General features: G+C 74.5%; 16 protein-coding genes and 5 tRNA genes. 9 read left to right on the plus strand and 12 right to left on the minus strand.

The genetic code is table 11. The features are described from left to right. Nucleotides 1-4: 4 nt before the first annotated feature. On the minus strand, nt 5-469 hold the full coding sequence (locus tag AB0E62_RS13845; RefSeq protein ID WP_362192041.1) for a TIGR02611 family protein: 465 nt from the start codon (nt 467-469) through the stop codon (nt 5-7). Between the two features lie 191 nt (nt 470-660). On the opposite strand from AB0E62_RS13845, the gene AB0E62_RS13850 reads away from it, so the two are divergent. Next, nucleotides 661-1,074: an SsgA family sporulation/cell division regulator gene (locus AB0E62_RS13850; protein ID WP_004002642.1), complete on the plus strand. Its 414-nt coding sequence runs from the start codon at nt 661-663 to the stop codon at nt 1,072-1,074. Between the two features lie 396 nt (nt 1,075-1,470). Continuing rightward, the gene (locus AB0E62_RS13855; RefSeq protein ID WP_362192043.1) at nt 1,471-2,031 is read left to right on the plus strand and encodes a CGNR zinc finger domain-containing protein; all 561 of its coding nucleotides are present in this window, start codon (nt 1,471-1,473) and stop codon (nt 2,029-2,031) included. An 88-nt stretch (nt 2,032-2,119) separates the two neighbouring features. Here AB0E62_RS13855 and AB0E62_RS13860 read toward each other — a convergent pair whose 3' ends face one another. Together AB0E62_RS13860 and AB0E62_RS13865 are read right to left on the minus strand one after the other, a co-directional pair. After that, nucleotides 2,120-2,272, minus strand: coding sequence for a hypothetical protein (locus AB0E62_RS13860; RefSeq protein WP_362192045.1), 153 nt, complete (start codon nt 2,270-2,272; stop codon nt 2,120-2,122). Nucleotides 2,273-2,426: 154 nt separating this feature from the next. Then, nucleotides 2,427-2,879, minus strand: coding sequence for a hypothetical protein (locus AB0E62_RS13865; RefSeq protein ID WP_362192047.1), 453 nt, complete (start codon nt 2,877-2,879; stop codon nt 2,427-2,429). A 220-nt stretch (nt 2,880-3,099) separates the two neighbouring features. Here AB0E62_RS13865 and AB0E62_RS13870 point away from each other — a divergent pair, with 220 nt between their 5' ends. Then, nucleotides 3,100-3,633, plus strand: coding sequence for a DsbA family protein (locus tag AB0E62_RS13870; protein WP_362192049.1), 534 nt, complete (start codon nt 3,100-3,102; stop codon nt 3,631-3,633). Between the two features lie 46 nt (nt 3,634-3,679). Here the strand turns inward: AB0E62_RS13870 and AB0E62_RS13875 are convergent, their stop codons facing one another. From AB0E62_RS13875 to AB0E62_RS13885, 3 genes are read right to left on the minus strand one after another with little or no spacing between them, the layout of a single operon-like run. Continuing rightward, nucleotides 3,680-4,504: a GNAT family N-acetyltransferase gene (locus AB0E62_RS13875; RefSeq protein ID WP_362192051.1), complete on the minus strand. Its 825-nt coding sequence runs from the start codon at nt 4,502-4,504 to the stop codon at nt 3,680-3,682. Nucleotides 4,505-4,554: 50 nt separating this feature from the next. Then, the gene (locus AB0E62_RS13880) at nt 4,555-5,376 is read right to left on the minus strand and encodes an aminodeoxychorismate lyase (protein ID WP_362192053.1); all 822 of its coding nucleotides are present in this window, start codon (nt 5,374-5,376) and stop codon (nt 4,555-4,557) included. Then, the gene (locus AB0E62_RS13885) at nt 5,373-6,428 is read right to left on the minus strand and encodes a chorismate-binding protein (protein WP_362192055.1); all 1,056 of its coding nucleotides are present in this window, start codon (nt 6,426-6,428) and stop codon (nt 5,373-5,375) included. The genes AB0E62_RS13880 and AB0E62_RS13885 overlap by 4 nt, the downstream gene beginning before the upstream one ends. Before the next feature lie 178 nt (nt 6,429-6,606). On the opposite strand from AB0E62_RS13885, the gene AB0E62_RS13890 reads away from it, so the two are divergent. From AB0E62_RS13890 to AB0E62_RS13910, 5 genes are all read left to right on the plus strand, one after another. Beyond that, nucleotides 6,607-6,679: transfer RNA gene (locus AB0E62_RS13890), tRNA-Gly, on the plus strand. A gap of 38 nt (nt 6,680-6,717) precedes the next feature. Continuing rightward, nucleotides 6,718-6,791, plus strand: a tRNA-Cys gene (locus AB0E62_RS13895). Between the two features lies 1 nt (nt 6,792). Continuing rightward, nucleotides 6,793-6,864, plus strand: a tRNA-Val gene (locus AB0E62_RS13900). A 39-nt stretch (nt 6,865-6,903) separates the two neighbouring features. Next, nucleotides 6,904-6,975, plus strand: a tRNA-Val gene (locus AB0E62_RS13905). Between the two features lie 29 nt (nt 6,976-7,004). After that, nucleotides 7,005-7,076, plus strand: a tRNA-Val gene (locus AB0E62_RS13910). A 57-nt stretch (nt 7,077-7,133) separates the two neighbouring features. Here the strand turns inward: AB0E62_RS13910 and AB0E62_RS13915 are convergent. The 3 genes from AB0E62_RS13915 to AB0E62_RS13925 all read right to left on the minus strand — a co-directional run bounded on the left by AB0E62_RS13915 (nt 7,134) and on the right by AB0E62_RS13925 (nt 8,965). Then, entirely contained in the window at nt 7,134-7,430 is a 297-nt protein-coding gene (locus AB0E62_RS13915) for a zf-TFIIB domain-containing protein (RefSeq protein ID WP_362192057.1), read from the minus strand. An 80-nt stretch (nt 7,431-7,510) separates the two neighbouring features. Beyond that, nucleotides 7,511-8,530 carry an aminoglycoside phosphotransferase family protein gene (locus AB0E62_RS13920; protein ID WP_362192253.1) on the minus strand — a complete coding sequence of 340 codons (1,020 nt, stop codon included), beginning with the start codon at nt 8,528-8,530 and terminating at the stop codon, nt 7,511-7,513. A 258-nt stretch (nt 8,531-8,788) separates the two neighbouring features. Further along, nucleotides 8,789-8,965 carry a hypothetical protein gene (locus AB0E62_RS13925; protein WP_362192059.1) on the minus strand — a complete coding sequence of 59 codons (177 nt, stop codon included), beginning with the start codon at nt 8,963-8,965 and terminating at the stop codon, nt 8,789-8,791. A 602-nt stretch (nt 8,966-9,567) separates the two neighbouring features. Here AB0E62_RS13925 and AB0E62_RS13930 point away from each other — a divergent pair. After that, complete coding sequence (locus tag AB0E62_RS13930; protein WP_362192061.1) at nt 9,568-11,034, plus strand: serine/threonine-protein kinase; 1,467 nt, start codon at nt 9,568-9,570, stop codon at nt 11,032-11,034. A 79-nt stretch (nt 11,035-11,113) separates the two neighbouring features. On the opposite strand, the gene AB0E62_RS13935 is transcribed toward AB0E62_RS13930, so the two are convergent. The 3 genes from AB0E62_RS13935 to cobT all read right to left on the minus strand — a co-directional run bounded on the left by AB0E62_RS13935 (nt 11,114) and on the right by cobT (nt 17,749). Then, nucleotides 11,114-11,932 carry an RNA methyltransferase gene (locus tag AB0E62_RS13935; protein ID WP_362192063.1) on the minus strand — a complete coding sequence of 273 codons (819 nt, stop codon included), beginning with the start codon at nt 11,930-11,932 and terminating at the stop codon, nt 11,114-11,116. A gap of 117 nt (nt 11,933-12,049) precedes the next feature. Then, nucleotides 12,050-13,282, minus strand: coding sequence for a uroporphyrinogen-III C-methyltransferase (gene cobA, locus AB0E62_RS13940; RefSeq protein ID WP_362192065.1), 1,233 nt, complete (start codon nt 13,280-13,282; stop codon nt 12,050-12,052). Nucleotides 13,283-13,504: 222 nt separating this feature from the next. Further along, nucleotides 13,505-17,749, minus strand: coding sequence for a nicotinate-nucleotide--dimethylbenzimidazole phosphoribosyltransferase (cobT, locus tag AB0E62_RS13945; RefSeq protein WP_362192067.1), 4,245 nt, complete (start codon nt 17,747-17,749; stop codon nt 13,505-13,507). Between the last annotated feature and the right edge of the window lie 275 nt (nt 17,750-18,024).

Below are 18,024 nucleotides of genomic sequence, written 5' to 3' on the forward strand. Positions count from 1 at the left end.
CGCGTCACTGGTCCTTGATCTTCCAGGGCATGACGAAGCCGAACTTCCACAGGTAGACCCCGGCGAGCACGCCGATGATCACCAGCCCGATCACGGTGAGGGTGATGTTGCGGCGGCGCACCTTGGGGTCGAGGGCGCGGTGGGCCGCCTCGGTGACCTTGCGTTTGGTCCAGCGGAGCACGAGCTGGGCCCAGACGAACTCGGTCGCCCAGATCGCCATGCCGCCGAAGATCACGACCCAGCCGGGCCCGGGCAGCGGCAGCATGATGATGCCCGCGGCGACCACCGCCAGGCCGACCACGAAGACCCCGACCTGCCAGCTCAGGTGGAGGAGCCGACGGGATTTGACGAATTCCGGCGCCCGCGAGCCGAGCCCGCGCTCGCTCTCGTCACCGGCTTCCCGCTGGTTCGTCTTCGCCTCGTCCGCTGCCACGGCGACCTCGCCCGGTTCGTCACTCCCCGTATTCATACAGACAAACCCTACCTGAGTGAATCCAGTCACCGGAATGGCGGCAGAACCGGTACGAGTTCTCGGCCGGAAGAGTTACGTAAACCCATGCAAAACCCTCAGAGGGGTTTACAACGGCACCGTAGGTGGCATGTCGATTTCGCCGACGTGCGAATCCCCGAGCGCACACTGAGCGAAAGGCCCTGGCGCTTATGAACACCACGGTCAGCTGCGAGCTGCACCTGCGCCTCGTTGTGTCGAGCGAGTCCTCCCTGCCTGTCCCCGCAGGCCTGCGGTACGACACGGCCGACCCCTACGCCGTGCACGCCACCTTCCACACCGGAGCCGAGGAGACCGTCGAGTGGGTGTTCGCCCGTGACCTCCTCGCCGAGGGCCTGCACCGGCCCACCGGCACCGGCGACGTCCGCGTCTGGCCGTCCCGCAGCCATGGCCAGGGCGTCGTGTGCATCGCCCTCAGCTCCCCGGAGGGAGAGGCGCTGCTCGAGGCCCCCGCGCGGGCCCTGGAGTCCTTCCTGAAGCGAACCGACGCCGCCGTGCCGCCCGGCACGGAACACCGGCACTTCGACCTGGATCAGGAGCTCTCGCACATCCTGGCGGAGAGCTAGGCCGCCGCCCTACGAAGCAGCCCGGCGCCGTCCACTCGGGGAGACGGCTCGGGCGAAGACAACCGCATACGGCACCGGACCGGCGCCGCCGCCGTGAGCGCTCACGGGGCGGCGCCGGTGTGCCCTCGTCCGCTTCGGTCCGCGAGCGAACGGTCGCCGTGCGTGACTCCGCGATGGAACCGGCCGCGGTGGGCGCGCGGCCGTCGCGGTGCGGGTACGCCGCTCCGGGCCCGGCGGTCCCGCAGCCGGCCGGGGCCCGGCGGGAACCCCTCGCGGCGCGGGGGCGTTCTCAGGGCGATCGGGGTCGGGGAAGGACGGGTACGGCCGGCGCGGTTGTCGCTACCATCGGCCAGCACCGGCGGGCGCCCGCCCGACCCCCAGGCCAGGGAGCGAAACGTGCTGATCACCCACGACACCCGGTGCGCCCTCGACACCGTGGTGGATCTGGTGAACTCCGCGCCCGAGGACGATGCGGCAACGGACGGACTGCCCGATGTCCAGGCACTCACCGATTTCGTGCGAAGCCACAAGATCAGTGATGTCGGCGTGCTGTCGGAGCTGGACCTGTCCGCCGTACGCAGGATCCGGGGGCGGTTCGCGGCGATCTTCGCCGCGCCGGACCCGCGGTCCGCGGCCCTGGTGATCAACGAGCTGGTCGCCGCCGCGGGCACCACGCCCCGGCTGACCGACCACGACGGCTACGACTGGCACATGCACTACTTCGCGCCGGGCGCCTCCGTGGCCGACCATCTCGCCGCGGACTGCGGGATGGCGCTGGCCTTCTTCGTGGTGGCCGGGGAGCAGGAACGGCTGCGGCGCTGCGAGGCACCGGACTGCCGGCGCGCCTTCGTGGATCTCTCCCGCAACCGCTCGCGCCGTTACTGCGACAGCCGTACCTGCGGGAACCGGCTGCATGTCGCCGCCTACCGGGCCCGGCGCAAGGAAGCGGCGGGCTGAGCGGGGGCGGACCGGGGGGGCCGTGCCGCGCCCGGTGCCCGATGCGACGTCGGTCCCGGCGGGTGGCGCCGGGACGGACGTGTACGGCTCACAGCAACAGCAGGTCGTGCAGCGCAGCCATGAGCAGCAGAAACCCGATCACCGCCAGGAAGATCATCAGCGGTGGCTGGGAAAGGGCGAAGAGGCACCCGCGCGGCTCGTCCTTGGGCGGCGCGGCCTCGCTCTGCGTAGTGTCGAGCATCTCGCGGCAGATCATGGCGCACCCGGAGCCCGGTCGCGATCAGCGCTCAGGGATCTTGCGGGAGTTCACCGAATGCCGTGAGGTCTCGTCCGGCTGGTGAACGATTCCGGCCGCCCGGGGACTCACTGTGTCCCTTCGGCCAGTTATGTGACTGTCATATGCCGTGCTTCTTGAGGATGGCCTCGATGTCGCTGAAGTCCTCCGGCGCTCCGGCGGACCGCGGGGCGGGCCGAGGAGTGGACGGGCGTGCCGTGCCGTGGGCCGTCCCGCCCGGGAGCGGCGCCGCGGCCGCGGGGGCCACCGCCTCCCGCTCCGCCTTTCCGGCCGCCCCGCGCTCGGCAGCGGTGGTGCCGCGCCGGCGCTCCACGGCACGGGTGCCGGTGAACAGGAGCCAGGCGGCGCCGAGCACTCCGAAGCCGGCCCAGGCGGTGGGGCTCAGCGCGGTGTCGGCGAGCCAGCCGACGACACCGGTCATCACCAGGCCGACCGGGACGAGCGAGTAGGCCGCGAGGCGGGCGGCCGCCACATAGCGTTTGCGGTAGGCCGTGACCACCGCGATACCAAGGCCCGCCGCGGACACGGCGGAGCAGACTGTCTCGGCAATCATCCGGTCCTCCTGGCGGGCTCGGTCCGTCGCTTCCATCGTGCACCGCCGGATCCCCGCGAGGCCATGTTCCCGCCGGACATCAGGGACATCTCCGGGTCGCCTCCTACGGGAGTGCCGGGTGCGCGCCCTCCTCTCCTGCGGACGGACCGGTGCGCGACCGGCCCCGCACGCCGCCGGTCCCGGTTGGGTCGCCGGGGCCGGGCCTGGAAGACTGGTGGGCATGAGCGACTCCTCCCCCGCCCGCACCGATGCCCTCGTCCTCGACGTCTGGTGTGAGCTGCAGTGCCCCGACTGCCGCACCGCCCTGGACGACGTACGCGCCCTGCGCGCCCGCTACGGCGACCGGCTGGAGCTGCGGCTGCGGCACTTCCCGCTGGAGAAGCACAAGCACTCGTTCGCCGCCGCGCAGGCCGCCGAGGAGGCGCTGGAGCAGGGCAAGGGCTGGCCGTACGCGGAGGCCGTGCTGGAGCGGGTGGCGGAGCTGGACCGTCGGGGAGAACCCTTCCTGGTCGAGGTGGCGCGGGAACTCGGCCTGGACGCCGAGGAATTCGACACCGCGTTGATCGACGGCCGGCACATCCTGGCCGTGGACGCCGATCACGCCGAGGGCAAGGCCATCGGCGTGACCGGCACGCCGACGTACGTCATCGGCGGCGAGCGTCTGGACGGCGGTAAGAGCCAGGAGGGCCTGCGCGAACGCGTCGAGCGCATCGCGGACCGCCTGCTGGCCGACCGCGCCGCCGGACAGGCCTGAGCGCCGGGCCCCGGCCGGCCGCCGGCACACCCGGCGGCTACAGCGGCTACAACAGGGGCTTGCTCAAGGAGTACGTCACCGTTTCGTAGCCGAGTGAGGCGTACAGCCGCTCGGCGGGGGTGTTGCCCGCGAAGACGTTGAGGCCGAGGACCGGGCGGCCGGAGCCGGTCGCCTGGCGTTCCGCCAGGAGCATGAGCGTACGGCCGTGTCCCCGGCCCCGGTGGTCCGGGAGGGTCCGCACGTCGAACACGTACGCCCTGCCCTCCTGGAGTGCCACCCACAGGGTGCCCACCGGGCTGCCCCCGTGCTCCAGCACGGTGAGGAGCATGCCGTCGGTCGCGAGGCCGTGCGGCAGCAGCCGTGCGTGGTCGTCGCGGGTCTTGGCGAGGGCGTCGGCCTCCGGGACGCCGAGGTCGATCCACGTGCGCGCGAACCGTTCGCTCTCCGCCTCCAGCCAGGCGCCGAACTCGTCCTCCGTCATGGGCCGCGCACGGCTGCCCGGGGGCAGCGCGGGCGGGACGGCACCCAGGGGTTTCTCCATGATGCGGTTGCGCACGGTGTAGCCGAGGGTGTGGAACAGCCGCACGGCGGCGTCCGCGGAGCGGGGCACCATGGTCTCCATCTGCGCGCAGCCCCAGCCGCGGGCCACCTCCTCCGCGGCCAGCGCCGCCACGGTGCCCCGCCCGCGCCGCCGGTCGGGCTCGGCGATCCGCAGATCGAGGACGCGGGCCACGGAGTCGCCGAGGGACGGCGAGGTGCCGAGGTGGATCTCGCCGACGGGACGGCTGTTCACGCACACCGCGTAGCGTCGTGAGCGGGTCCCGTCGGGGTTCTGCCGGAGCGGCTCGGCCGGCCGCAGGGTCGTCGTCATCACAGGTGTTCTACCCACGCCCACCCGCCGAGTCAGCCGGTTTTCCCGGTTCAGGGGTCCAGGTCCTGCCCGGACCGCTCGTCGAAGACGCGCATCGCCGCGGCGGTCACCGGGCCCCGGCTGCCGGGCAGTTCGCGGCCGTCGACCCGGTGCAGGGGCTGTACGTCCCGCAGGCTCGAGGTGAGGAAGACCTCGTCGGCGCGCTGGAGGACGTCCAGGGGCAGGTCCGTCTCCCGGGCTCCCGTCCACTCGACGACCAGGGCGCGGGTGATGCCGGGCAGACAGCCGGAGGCGACCGGCGGGGTGTGGATCTCGCCGTCCAGGACGACGAAGACGTTGGTCGCGGTGCCCTCGCAGAGCCGTCCGGCCGTGTTCCCGAACAGCGCCTCGGAGGCGCCGTCCCGGCGGGCCCGGTCGAGGGCGACGAGGTTCTCCGCGTACGACGTGCTCTTCACACCGGCGAGGGCGCCGCGCTCGTTGCGGGTCCAGGGGACGGTGACCGCCGCGGTGGAGTCGGGGCGGCGGGTGGTCTCGCCGACGGCGACCACCAGGGTCGGGCCGTGCTCGGCGCGGCCGGTGCCGAGCGGGCCGCGGCCGCCGGTGCAGGTGATCCGCAGCCGGCCGAGCGGCATCGGATTGGCCTCCAGCACGGCCGTACAGGCGTGGCGGATCTCGTCGTGGTCGGGGTCGGGCAGGCCGAGGACGCGGGCGGAGCGGGTCAGCCGGTCGAGGTGTCGGGTGAGCGCGAACGGCCGGCCGCGGACCGTCTTCAGGGTCTCGAAGACGCCCTCGCCGACCGTCAGGCCGCGGTCGAGGACGGAGACCCGGGCGGACTCCGCCTCGCGCAGCCCGCCGTCCAGCCAGATCATCATCCGAGTGGTTCCCCCGTCTCGTCGTACGCGCCCGACGCCACCGCGAGGAGCCGGGCCGCCTTCAGCTCGGTCTCCCGCCACTCCCCTTCCGGGTCGGACCCCCAGGTGATGCCCGCGCCCGCGCCGAAGCGCAGGGTGCCGTCGGAGCGGTCGATCCAGAAGGTGCGTATGCCCACGGCCAGCTCGCCGGTGCCGCGGTCGGCGTCCACCCAGCCGATGCCGCCGCAGTAGGGGCCGCGCGGCGCCGTCTCCAGCGTCTCGATGATCCGCACGGCGCTCTGCTTGGGGGCGCCGGTGACCGAGCCGGGCGGGAAGGCCGCGGCCAGCAGCTCGGGCCAGCCGGCGTCCGGGCGCAGCTCGCCGCGCACGGTGGAGACGAGGTGGACGAGCCCGGGGTGCTTCTCCACCGCGCACAGGTCGGGGACGGTCACGCTGCCGGTCTCGCAGACCCGCCCGATGTCGTTGCGGACCAGGTCCACGATCATCACGTTCTCGGCGTGGTCCTTGTCCAGGAGCTCCGCCTCCGTGCGTGCGGTGCCCTTGATCGGGCCCGACTCGACGCCGCGGCCGACCCGGCGCAGGAACAGCTCGGGCGAGGCCGTGGCGATCTCCACGCCGTGCTCCGGCAGGCGGATCGTGCCCGCGTACGGCGCCGGGTTGCCGCGGGCCAGTACGGCGGTGAGGGCGTCCACGTCGGCGCCGGGGGCGACGGGCGCGCTGAGCACGCGGCAGAGGTTGGCCTGGTAGACCTCGCCGGCCGCGATGTGCTCCCGGATGCGGCGGACGGCCGCCGTGTACCCGGCTCGGTCGAGGGAGGAGGTCCACTCCCCCGGCCGCGGGCCCCGCCAGCGGCCGGGGCGCGGCGCGGGCACCGGTTCCTCGCGTACGTCCGCGAAGCGGGCGCAGGTCAGCCGGCCCTCGTAGTCCGCGCAGACGGCCCAGAAGCCGGTGGAGTCCAGGGCGGCCGGGTCGTTGGTGACGTCGAGCAGGCCGGTGGCGACACGGTCACCGAAGCGGGCCAGTGGGGGGAGTCCCAAGGGGTGGTCGAGCACGTGGTCGAGTCTAGGCCGGGTGTCCGCCGGGTGGCCCCGGGATGTCCCGGAGGGGGCGCTGACCACGGGGTACGCGGGGCGCAGCGCAGCACGCTGCGCAAACGCGTTTTTGTACTGGCCGGGGAATCCGCTAGAGTTCAACACGTCGCCGGGACGCGGAAGCGCACCGAAACGACAAGCGGACGTAGCTCAGTTGGTAGAGCGCAACCTTGCCAAGGTTGAGGTCGCGAGTTCGAGCCTCGTCGTCCGCTCGAAGGAAGAAGGGGTCATCCCGATCCCCTACACTCCTGGTGGAGTGGCCGAGAGGCGAGGCAACGGCCTGCAAAGCCGTCTACACGGGTTCAAATCCCGTCTCCACCTCCAAGGACGATTAGCTCAGCGGGAGAGCGCTTCCCTGACACGGAAGAGGTCACTGGTTCAATCCCAGTATCGTCCACTGGATCTTCGGATCCTGGATCTTCACGAAGATCCCCCCGCGCGATTAGCTCAGCGGGAGAGCGCTTCCCTGACACGGAAGAGGTCACTGGTTCAATCCCAGTATCGCGCACCGTCCGTGACTTCCGAGCCACGGTCCGCGGACGATTAGCTCAGCGGGAGAGCGCTTCCCTGACACGGAAGAGGTCACTGGTTCAATCCCAGTATCGTCCACACAGCAAGGAGCCCCCGGCCGTCTCGTACGGCCGGGGGCTCCTTCGTGTCAGCGTGTCAGCTGGAGAACAGCATGTGGCCGAAGCTCTTGTGGCGGTGGTGGCCGTAATGACCGTGGTCGCCGTGGTGGCCGCCGTGCGGGGCGCCCCAGGCGGGCGCGGGCGGGGCCGCGGGGTAGGCCTGCGGGGCGGGCGGCGGGGGCGGGGCCGGCTGCGACCACTGGGCCTCCAGACGGGTCAGCGCCTCCAGCTCGCCGTAGTCGAGGAATATGCCTCGACAGCCGCTGCACTGCTCGATCTGGACGCCGTTGCGGTTGTAGGTGTGCATCGGCGCATGGCACTTCGGACACTGCATGCTCGGCTCAACTCCTCGCCGGTCGGTACCGCTTCGTGTTTCCCCGGGACAGACTCCGTCCGGCCCCGGGCGGTTGCAGCCTAGCCCGGGATTTCGGACGCCGGCCGGGGAGGGTGCGCGGGGGCGGACGGCATGCGCGCGCAGGCGTCGGCCACGGCCTGCTCCACCTCGTCCAGCGGGCGGCCGGCGGCGAGCGCCTTGCTGATCGCCAGGGCGGCCGTCTGCACGGTGAGCGCGCGGGCCGGGACGTCCAGGGCGGGCCAGGGGTCGCCGTCCGGGGGCACGGCCGGGCCGCCGGCCCGCCGGTAGGCGGTCAGGAAGCGGGTCCACTCGTCGGGCGCGAGGAGTCCGCAGGCGTACCAGGCGGCGGGGCGGGCGAGGTCCCAGGCGGGCACGCCCACGCCGAGGTCGTCCACGTCGATGAGCCGCCAGGGGCCGTCCGGGGCGGGGTGCCGCACGAGCTGCCCGAGGTGCAGGTCGCCGTGGCAGAGCGCCGCCGGGCCGGGCATCGGGGCCCCGGCCCTGGCCCAGGCGGGCAGGGCGGACCAGGCGGCCAGCACCGGGTGGGCGGCGGAGCCGGCCGGGCCGTGGGGCGTGGTGCGCAGGGCCGCGCGGAGCCGGTGGAGGGCGCGGGCGGCTTTGGCGGGGCCGCGCATCGGGGGGAGGCCGGCGGGGGCGGGGGTGCGGTGCAGCCGGGCCAGAAGGGTCGCCACGGCCTCCCAGGGGGCCGCGTCCGGGTCGTCCGGGTCCACGGGGGCGCCGTAGGGCCAGAGGGTGACCGGGCGGCCGTGCGGGTTGCGGGAGGTGTACGGGCCGTGCGGGTGGTAACGGTCATGCGGGTCGTACGGGGCGTACGGGGCGTGCTCCTGGGCCGGGGCAGGGGTGAGCGGCGGCAGCAGCACGTCCGGGAGAAAGGCGGCCGCGGCGACACGGAGGGCCAGTGCGGCGGGGTCGGTGTCCGGGGCGTGTGCCTTGGCCACGACGCCGGCGTGACGGATGACGGTGGCGTCGGGGCGGGTGACGAGGGGGGTGGTGGCGCAGGAGCAGGGGGCGGAGGTGCCGTGAGCCGCCGTCCTGGCCTGGGCGGTCAGGGCGGGCATGAGGGTCTCCGCGCCTGCGGTCGTCGCGGTGTCCGGGCCTGTGGTCGTGGCGGTGTCCGCGCCGGTGTCTGCGGTCAAGGCTGCCTCGGGGAAGGGTGGCTGTGCGGCCGAGGGTACCGGGACGGCCGGAAACGGCTAATGCCGGCGCAGCTCCCCAGCTGCGCCGGCATCGTTGCCGTCCGCCGCACCCCCGTCCCCACGGGGTTTCATGGATGGATGTCCCCGCCCGGACCGCTCTTCCGGGCCTGGGGTCGCCGCTCAGCGCCCCAGCATCACACCCACGGACGACGCCTGTGTGGCCACCGTCTCCCAGCCGTCGAAGACGAGCAGGAGCAGGGCCGCCAGGGGAAGGGCCATGAGCGTCGCCACCACGGGGTGGCGACGGCCCGTACGGCGGGAAGCGAACGCCGGACGTCGCGGTGCCGTGTGGGCCATGGTTCCTCTCCTGACTGTTCGGTTGTCGTTGGCAGCGGCGGGCGTCCGACCTCGGGGGACGAGTACCGCACCCGCCGCTTGACCTCAAATCTAGGCGGGCCGCGTCCGGGCGACGTCATGCCCTCGTACCGATTGCCGGGCCTCCAAGAGGATGAGCCCCGAGCGGCGGAGTACTCCCCTGGGTGGAGACGCGGGCCCGGGTGTCGGGGTCTTCCCGGAGGGGTCGCCCGCTCTGTCCGGTCATATCGGAAGCGTCCCGCTCACCGGGGGGAGTGACTTCGATCACTCGGACCGGTGCCGGAAGGGGCACCGGGGACGGATCACCGGCCGGGACCCGGCCCCACCCGTGGACGGTCGGCACCCGACGGCCGGCGGGGGCGGCCTCCGGAACACCCTCCCCACGTGCGAGCTCAACCTCCCGGAGCGGCAGGCGGGTTGGGGGTGCGGCCGGCCCGAAGTCGCCGTGCGGCGTGGCTCGCTGACCGGGTTTCACCTCACCCGGACGGCCCGCACAATCCGTGCCGCCGAGAGGGCGCGGCCTCTGCGCGCGGGCGGCCGGGGAAACGTAAGCTGTGCCACGTCACAGGGACCGGGCAGCGGGGATGAACATGGCGATGATGCGCCTGAGGCGCGAGGACCCGCGCGTCGTCGGCTCGTTCAGGCTTCACCGACGGCTCGGCGCGGGCGGAATGGGCGTGGTGTATCTCGGCTCCGACAAGAAGGGGCAGCGGGTCGCGCTGAAGGTGATCCGGCCGGATCTGGCGGAGGACCAGGAGTTCCGGTCGCGGTTCGCGCGCGAGGTGTCCGCGGCCCGGCGGATCCGCGGCGGCTGTACGGCCCGGCTGGTCGCCGCCGACCTGGAGGCCGAGCGGCCCTGGTTCGCCACGCAGTACGTGCCCGGCCCTTCCCTGCACGACAAGGTCGCCGAGGAGGGGGCGCTGGGCGCGGCGGACACCGCGGCGATCGGCGCGGCCCTGTCCGAGGGACTGGTCGCCGTGCACGAGGCCGGTGTCGTCCACCGGGACCTGAAGCCCTCCAACATCCTGCTGTCCCCCAAGGGGCCGCGGATCATCGACTTCGGCATCGCCTGGGCCACCGGCGCCTCCACGCTCACACACGTGGGCACCGCGGTCGGCTCCCCCGGCTTCCTCGCCCCCGAGCAGGTGCGCGGCGCGACGGTGACCCCGGCCACCGATGTCTTCTCGCTCGGCGCCACGCTGGCGTACGCCTCGACCGGTGACTCGCCCTTCGGGCACGGCAGTTCCGAGGTGATGCTGTACCGGGTGGTGCACGAGGAGCCGCAGCTGGCCGGCGTGCCGGACGCGCTGGCCCCGCTGATCCGGGCCTGTCTGGCGAAGGACCCCGAGGAGCGGCCCAGCACGCTCCAGCTGTCGCTGCGGCTGAAGGAGATCGCCGCCCGGGAGGCGCAGGGGCTGAACGACGTACGGACGCCCCATCCGCGGGCCGCCGAGGCCGACCGGCCCACCGGACGGCTCGCCGACACCTATCCCGAGCCGCAGCGCGTCCAGCGGCGGACCTCCCCCGGCACGCCGGCGCCGCGCCCGGGCATCCCGGGACGGGGCGGTGTGCCGTCCAGGGGAGGCGTCTCCCCGCGCGGCGACGCGCCGTCCCGTGGAGGTGTGGCCGCGCGTGGCGGTGGTGGTGGGCGTGGCGGGGCCGGGTCCGCCCGGCCGGGTACGGCGCGTCCCACCCCGGCACCCCGCGGCGGCGGCCCGCGCTCCGGCGGCGGGCGTCCGGCGCCGCGCGGCGGTTCCGGGCGGCGCCCGGCGGGAGGCGGGCTGCGGCCCGCCAATCCGCGGCTGCTGCGGCAGCGGCTTTTCGTGTTCGTCGTGGTGACGCTGCTGGTGGCGCTCGGTATCGCGGTGGCCCAGGGCTGCCAGGGTCCGGCGCGCGGGCTGGGCGGCGACGGCGGGGTCCAGCGGGAGCGGCGCGCCCAGCCGGCCGCTCCGGCGGGCCAGAGCCTTGCGGCGCGGCCCGGCGGTGCGCCGGCCGGCGACGGCGGGTCGGGCCCGGACCGGTCGGCGTGGACGCCGGGCCACGGCAGCTGAAGGTGACGGCCCGGACGGCGAGGCGCCCGGCGGCGAGGAGAGCGGTCCGGCACTGAGAAGGGCCGTCCGGCTCCCGCCGTCAGGGCTGTGGCCGGCCCGTCGTCACCGCGTAGAACGCCACCGCCGCCGCCGCGCCCACGTTGAGGGAGTCGACGCCGTGGGACATCGGGATGCGGACCCACGCGTCGGCGGCGGCCAGGGCCTGCCGGGACAGGCCGTCGCCCTCCGCGCCGAGCATGAGCGCCACCCGGTCCATGCGGTGCGGCGCGGCCTCGTCGAGGCTGCCGGCCTTCTCGTCCGGGGTGAGCGCGAGCAGCGTGAAACCGGCCTCGCGGACCGCGTCCAGCCCCTTCGGCCAGGTCTCCAGGCGGGCGTACGGTACGGAGAACACCGCGCCCATGGAGACCTTGACGCTCCGCCGGTACAGCGGGTCGGCGCAGTCGGGCGACAGCAGCACCGCGTCCATGCCGAGGGCCGCCGCCGAGCGGAAGATCGCGCCGATGTTGGTGTGGTCGTTCACCGACTCCATGATCACCACGCGGCGGGCGGTGCGGAGCAGTTCGCCGGCCGTCGGCAGCGGCTTGCGCCGCATGGACGCGAGGGCGCCGCGGTGCACGTGGTAGCCGGTGACGCGTTCGGCGAGTTCCGGGCTCACGGCGTACACCGGGGCCGGAAGTTCGTCGATGACGTCGCGCATGGCGTCGATCCACTTGGCCGAGAGCAGCATGGACCGCATCTCGTAACCCGCTTCCCTGGCCCTGCGGATGACCTTCTCGCCCTCGGCGATGAACAGGCCCTCCGCGGGTTCCCGCCGGCGGCGCAACTCGACGTCGGTCAGGTCCGTGTAGTCGGTCAGGCGCGGGTCGTCGGGGTCCTCGACGGTGATGAGATCGGCCACGGGGTGATACTGCCTTGTCCTGGTGTGCTGCCAACGGCGGGGTGAAAGCGGGCCATTCCGGGTTATCCCAGGTTACTCAGAGTTACGTCGAGTTACCCGTAGGGTATCCCGGCCGGGTCAGGCGGCGGGCTCCGGGCCGACCCGTACGACCTCGCCGACGACGATGACCGCCGGGGGCCTCACGTCCTCGGCCCGGACCGTCTCGGCGACCGTGGCCAGGGTGGCGTCCACCCGGCGCTGGGCGGCCGTCGTGCCCTCCTGGACCAGGGCCACCGGCGTCGTCGCGGGCCTGCCGTGCGCGACCAGCGTCTCGGCGATCTTCCCGATCTTGTCGACGCCCATCAGGATCACCAGGGTGCCGGTGAGCTTGGCCAGCGACGGCCAGTCGACCAGCGAGCGCTCGTCGTCGGGCGCCACATGGCCGCTGACCACGGTGAACTCATGGGCGACCCCCCGGTGCGTGACCGGGATGCCCGCCGCGCCCGGGACCGAGATGGAGCTGGAGATGCCGGGCACCACCGTGCACGGGATGCCGGCTTCGGCGAGTGCCTGGACCTCCTCCATGCCCCGGCCGAAGACGAACGGGTCGCCGCCCTTGAGCCGGACCACCGCCTTGCCCTGCTTGGCGTGCTCGATCAGCGCGTTGTTGATGGCCTCCTGGGCCATGTAGCGGCCGTAGGGGATCTTGGCCGCGTCGATCACCTCGACGTGCGGCGGCAGCTCGGCGAGCAGATCGCGCGGGCCCAGCCGGTCGGCGATGACGACGTCCGCCTCGGCGAGCAGGCGCCGGCCGCGGACCGTGATCAGGTCCGGGTCGCCGGGTCCGCCGCCGACCAGGGCCACGCCGGCGGCGCGGGTGCGGTGGTGCGGGGCGACGAGGGTGCCGTCGCGCAGGCCCTCCACGACCGCGTCCCGGATGGCGGCGGTGTGGCGGGGGTCGCGGCCCCGCGCGTGCGTGGTGAGCACGGCGACGGTGACGCCCTCGCTGTGGCCGGTCGCCGGGGTCCAGGCCGTGGCCTGGTCGGCGTCGTCGGAGCGGACGCACCAGACCCGGTGCCGCTCCGCCTCGGCGGAGGCACGGGTGTTGGCGTCGGGGTCGCTGGTGGCGATGAGGGCGTACCAGGCCTCGGCCAGGTCGCCCTCGGTGTAGGCCCGCCGCTCCCAGGCGATCTCCCCCGCCTCCGCCATGGCCTCGACCGAGGGAGTCGCCTCCGGGGACACGACGGTGATGTCCGCGCCGGCCGCGATCAGTGCGGGCAGCCGGCGCTGGGCCACCGTGCCGCCGCCTAGGACGACCACGCGGCGGCCGGAGAGGCGGAGGCCTACGGGGTAGGCGGGGTGTTCGGCCATGAGGGCGTCCTCCGGTGGCTGTGCGGTGGCGCTGACGTGCGGATTTTACGGTGACGGCGGTGGGGGGCGGGGCGGGTGTCCGGTGGCTGGGCAACGCCGCCCGGACGTGCTCCCACGTGGAGGGGCCCGGTGGTGCGGGCCCGCGAACGCGGGTGTACCGACAGGACCCCGGGAACGTACGTGGTCAGGCGCCCGGCACCGCGCGTGCCGGGCGCCCGGCCCCTACTTCTCGGTGACGCCCGCCGAATCGAACGTGGCCACCTCGTGCATGGCGCGCGCCGTGGACTGGACCAGCGGGAGCGCCAGCAGGGCGCCCGTGCCCTCGCCGAGGCGGAGGTCGAGGTCGACCAGGGGGCGCAGGCCCAGCTTGTTCAGCGCCGCGACATGGCCCGGCTCGGCGCTGCGGTGGCCGGCGATGCAGGCCGCGAGGACCTCGGGGGCGATCGCGCGGGCGACGAGGGCCGCCGCGCCGGCGCTGACGCCGTCCAGGATCACCGGCGTCCGCAGGGACGCGCCGCCGAGCAGCAGGCCGACCATGGCCGCGTGCTCGAAGCCGCCGACGGCCGCGAGGACGCCGATCGGGTCGGCCGGGTCCGGCTGGTGGAAGTCCAGCGCGCGGCGGACGACCTCGGTCTTGCGGACCAGCGTCTCGTCGTTGATGCCCGTGCCGCGCCCGGTCACCTCGGCCGGGTCGGCACCGGTGAAGACGGAGATCAGCGCGGCGGACGCGGTGGTGTTGGCGATGCCCATCTCACCGGTGAGCAGCGCCTTGTTGCCGGCCGCCACCAGGTCGCGGGCGGTCTCGATGCCCACCTCGATGGCCGCCTTGGCCTCCTCGCGGGTCATCGCGGGGCCGGCGGTCATGTCGGACGTGCCACCGCGGATCTTGCGCGGCAGCAGGCCCGGGGTGGCCGGCAGGTCGCCGGCGACACCCACGTCCACGACGCACACCTCGGCGCCGACCTGGGCGGCGAAGGCGTTGCAGACGGCTCCCCCGCCGAGGAAGTTGGCCACCATCTGGGCGGTCACCTCCTGCGGCCAGGGGGTGACGCCCTGGGCGTGCACGCCGTGGTCGCCGGCGAAGATCGCGACGGCGGCGGGTTCCGGGATCGGCGGCGGGCACTGCCGGGACAGCCCGCACAGCTGTGCGGAGATGATCTCCAGCATGCCGAGCGCGCCGGCCGGCTTGGTCATGCGCTTCTGGCGCTCCCACGCCTCGCCGAGCGCCTTGGCGTCGAGCGGGCGGATCTGTGCGACGGTCTCGGCGAGCAGGTCGTGGGGTTCCTCTCCGGGCAGGGCGCGGCGGCCGTACGTCTCCTCGTGCACCACCCAGGACAGGGGGCGTCGCTTGGACCAGCCGGCCTGCATCAGCTCGGGCTCGTCCGGGAACTCGTCGACGTACCCGACACACAGGTAGGCGACGACCTCCAGGTGCTCGGGCAGGCCGAGCGCGCGGACCATCTCCCGCTCGTCGAAGAAGCTGACCCAGCCGACGCCGAGGCCTTCGGCGCGGGCGGCGAGCCAGAGGTTCTCCACCGCGAGCGCCGAGGAGTAGGGCGCCATCTGCGGCTGGGTGTGACGGCCGAGCGTGTGCCGGCCGCCGCGGGTGGGGTCGGCGGTGACGACGATGTTGACCGGGGTGTCGAGGATGGCCTCGATCTTCAGTTCCTTGAACTGCTTGGCCCGGCCCTTCGGCAGCGACTTGGCGTAGGCCTCGCGCTGTCTCATCGCCAGTTCGTGCATCGTCCGCCGGGTCTCGGCGGATCTGATGACGACGAAGTCCCAGGGCTGCGAGTGGCCCACGGACGGCGCGGTGTGCGCCGCCTCCAGGACCCGGAGCAGCACCTCGTGCGGGATGGGGTCGCTGCGGAAGCCGTTGCGGATGTCGCGGCGCTCGCGCATCACCTTCAGGACGGCCTCGCGCTCGGCGTCGGCGTAGGCGGGCGCGGCCGGGCCGGTGGACTGTCGTGCTTCCGCCACCGCGGCCGTGCTCTCTTCCTGGTCGGCGGCCCCGGTGACCGGGTCCTCCGTTTGCTGTACGACGTCGGGGACGGGCCCGGCGTGGGGTACGGCGGCCGGCTCGCCCTCACGGGGCGCGGGCACCGTGGCCACCGGCTCGGGCCCGGGCGCCGGCTCCGGCTGCTCCTGCGGGAGCGGCGAGGCCTGCGGTCCGGCCGCGTCCGGCACCGCGGTGGGCGCCGGCTGCGGATCGCTGGGCACCTGGCCCTGCACGGGCACGAACTGCCCGAGGGGCTGCTGGGGACCCGGGGCCGGCACGGCGGTGTCCGGCGCGGACTCCGATGCCTGCGGCTGTTGCGCGGGCTGCGGGTCGGTGACCGGCGCCGGGCCGGCGGTGGGTGCCGGGTCGGTGACCGGCGCCTGGTCGACGGTCTCCGCCGGGTGCGGCTGCTGCTCCGGGGCGGCCGGGGCAGCCGGGGCCTCCGCCACCGCTTCGGCCACGGCTTCGGCCACGGCTTCGGCATGCGGGGCGTCTTCGGCGGGCTCCGGTCCCTGCGGCTGGCGCGCGGCCGGCTCGGTCGCCTCGGCCGGTGCCTGGGTCTGCGGTGCCTGGGTCTGCGGTGCCACGGGGGCCTGGGCCACGACGGGCTGGGCGACCGGTACGGCTTCCGGGGCCTCCGGGGCTTCCAGGGCTTCCAGGGCTTCCGGGGCCGACTGGGCCGGAGCCGCGGTGGGGGCGGGCTCGGCGGGGGCCTGAGCCATCTCCTGGGCGGCAGCCGGGACCGCCTCCTGGATGCCGGCCGGGGCCTCGACGGAAGCCGGGTCGATGGTCTGGGGCGCGACCTGGGCCGCGTCTTGAGCGGGGGCCGGATCGGCGGGTGCGACGGGCTCCGGGGCGAGGGCGGCTGCCTGGGGCTGGGCGGGGTCGGCGTCCTGCGGGGCCACGTCCGGCCGCATGCCCGGGGCGGCCTGCGCGCCGTGGCTGGTCTCCGGGTCCTGCGCGGGCCGCGCGGCCTCGAACGGCTCGGCGTCCCCGCTCGGCTGAGCCACCGCAGTCACGGCGGGACCGGCGACGACGGGTTCGGGCGCCCCCGGTTCGGTCACGGCCGCGTCGGGCGCCGCGGGCTCGGCCGTCTCGGTCTCCGGAGCCACGGCAGCGGGCTCGGCGACGGCAGCCTCGGCGGTCGCCACGGCGTCCTCGGCGGTCTGCGCGAGCTGCGCGGTCTCCTCCGGCCCGGCCGGACCGGCGACGGTCTGCTCGGGCGCCGGCTGCGCCGGAACGTCCGTGTCCGCCGGGTCCGCCGGGTCCACCGCGTCCGCCACATCCTCGGCACCCGGCGCCTCGGCCGGGGCGGCGTACACCCCGTCGTGCCCATGCGCCGGCTGGAGCCCGTCATGACCGTGCACGACCGAGAACTGGCCGGTGTCGCCGGACCCGCTCTGGGCCGCCGCCTGGCTCGCGAGGCGGGCCACCGCCGCCTGGGCCGCGTCGGCCGGCTCGGCGGGGGCAGGGGCAGCGGGAACAGCGGAAGCGGGGGGCGTGGCCGGGCCAACCGTTTCCGCAGCGGGTGCCTCAGCGGCGACCTGCTCCTGGGCGGGGGCCTCGCTCCGGGCCGGGGCCTGAATCTGGGCCTGGGCCTGGGCAGGAGTCTCGGCCTGGCCGTCGGCCGGAGCCGGGACCGGAGCCTCGGAGCGCGCCTGAACCTGCGCCGGAGCTTCGTCCTGCACCGGAGCCTCAGCCTGTACGGGAACCTCGGCCTGCACGGGAACCTCAGCGGGCGCAGGAACCTCAGCCGGAGCCTGAACCTCCGGCTGAACCTGAACCTGAACCTCGGCCTGGGCAGGGGCCTCGGCCTGAACCTGTGCGTCGGCCGGAACCCGAGCCTCTTCCCCCTGGACCGGCACCTCCGTCTCGCCCTGAACCTCACCCGGGGCCTGGGTCTCGGCCTGGACCGGAGGCTGGGCCGTGGGTGCCGTTCCCCAGGGGGCCGCGTTCTGCGGGGCCGGCTGGGGGTGGGCGTCGAGGTACTCGGGGCCGGGGGCCGGCGGGCCGGGCTGTCGTACGGGGACTCCGGCGGGGCCGCGGTCGGCGAGGGAACGGACCGGGCTCGCGGAGGCGTCGGGGATCGGCGGGCCGAGGTGCAGCGGACGGCGCGGCGGCTGCGGTGCGGCGGCCGGGTCGTGCGGCGCCGAGAGGATGGGCGACGGCGGCACCGACGCCGGTCCCGTGTCGGGCAGGCGGACGCCGCCGAGGTCGACCGAGCCGGTGTCACGGCCGGCCGTCTCGTGCGGGCCCGGCTCGTGGACGGCCTCCACCACCGGTTCCGGAGCGGGGGGCGGCACCTCGTTGCCCCACGCGCCCTGGGCACCCGGCAGCAGCAGGTCTTCGTCCTCGGCGGGCGCCTCGGAGAGGTAGGTGTACGCGCCGTGCGCGGGGACGCCCGGCTGCTCCACCATGCCTGCGCTCTCCGGCTGCCCCTCGCCCGGGACCTGGCCGGTGTCGGTCATGCGTACCCCTCGCCCATCGGTTAGTGCTTCCTACGACCAGCTCACCCGGAACGGCGCACCGACCGCCCCGCAGTGAAGAACGAGCGTCCGTGCCCAGCGGCACGAACGGCCCGCCGGAAAAGGCGACAAAGCCATTCAGTGGCATTGTCCCGGCCGTTCCGCCGTCGCGACAGCATGATCCGCGACAGCCCGCTGTGGACTGCGCCACGTTGCGCGTCCTCCGGTTCCGCAGTACCGCAGCCGACCCAAGACGGGCGTGCGATCCGGACATTGGC

Origin of the sequence: Streptomyces sp. NPDC038707 (assembly GCF_040636485.1) — a bacterium.
Classification (GTDB): Bacteria; Actinomycetota; Actinomycetes; order Streptomycetales; family Streptomycetaceae; genus Streptomyces.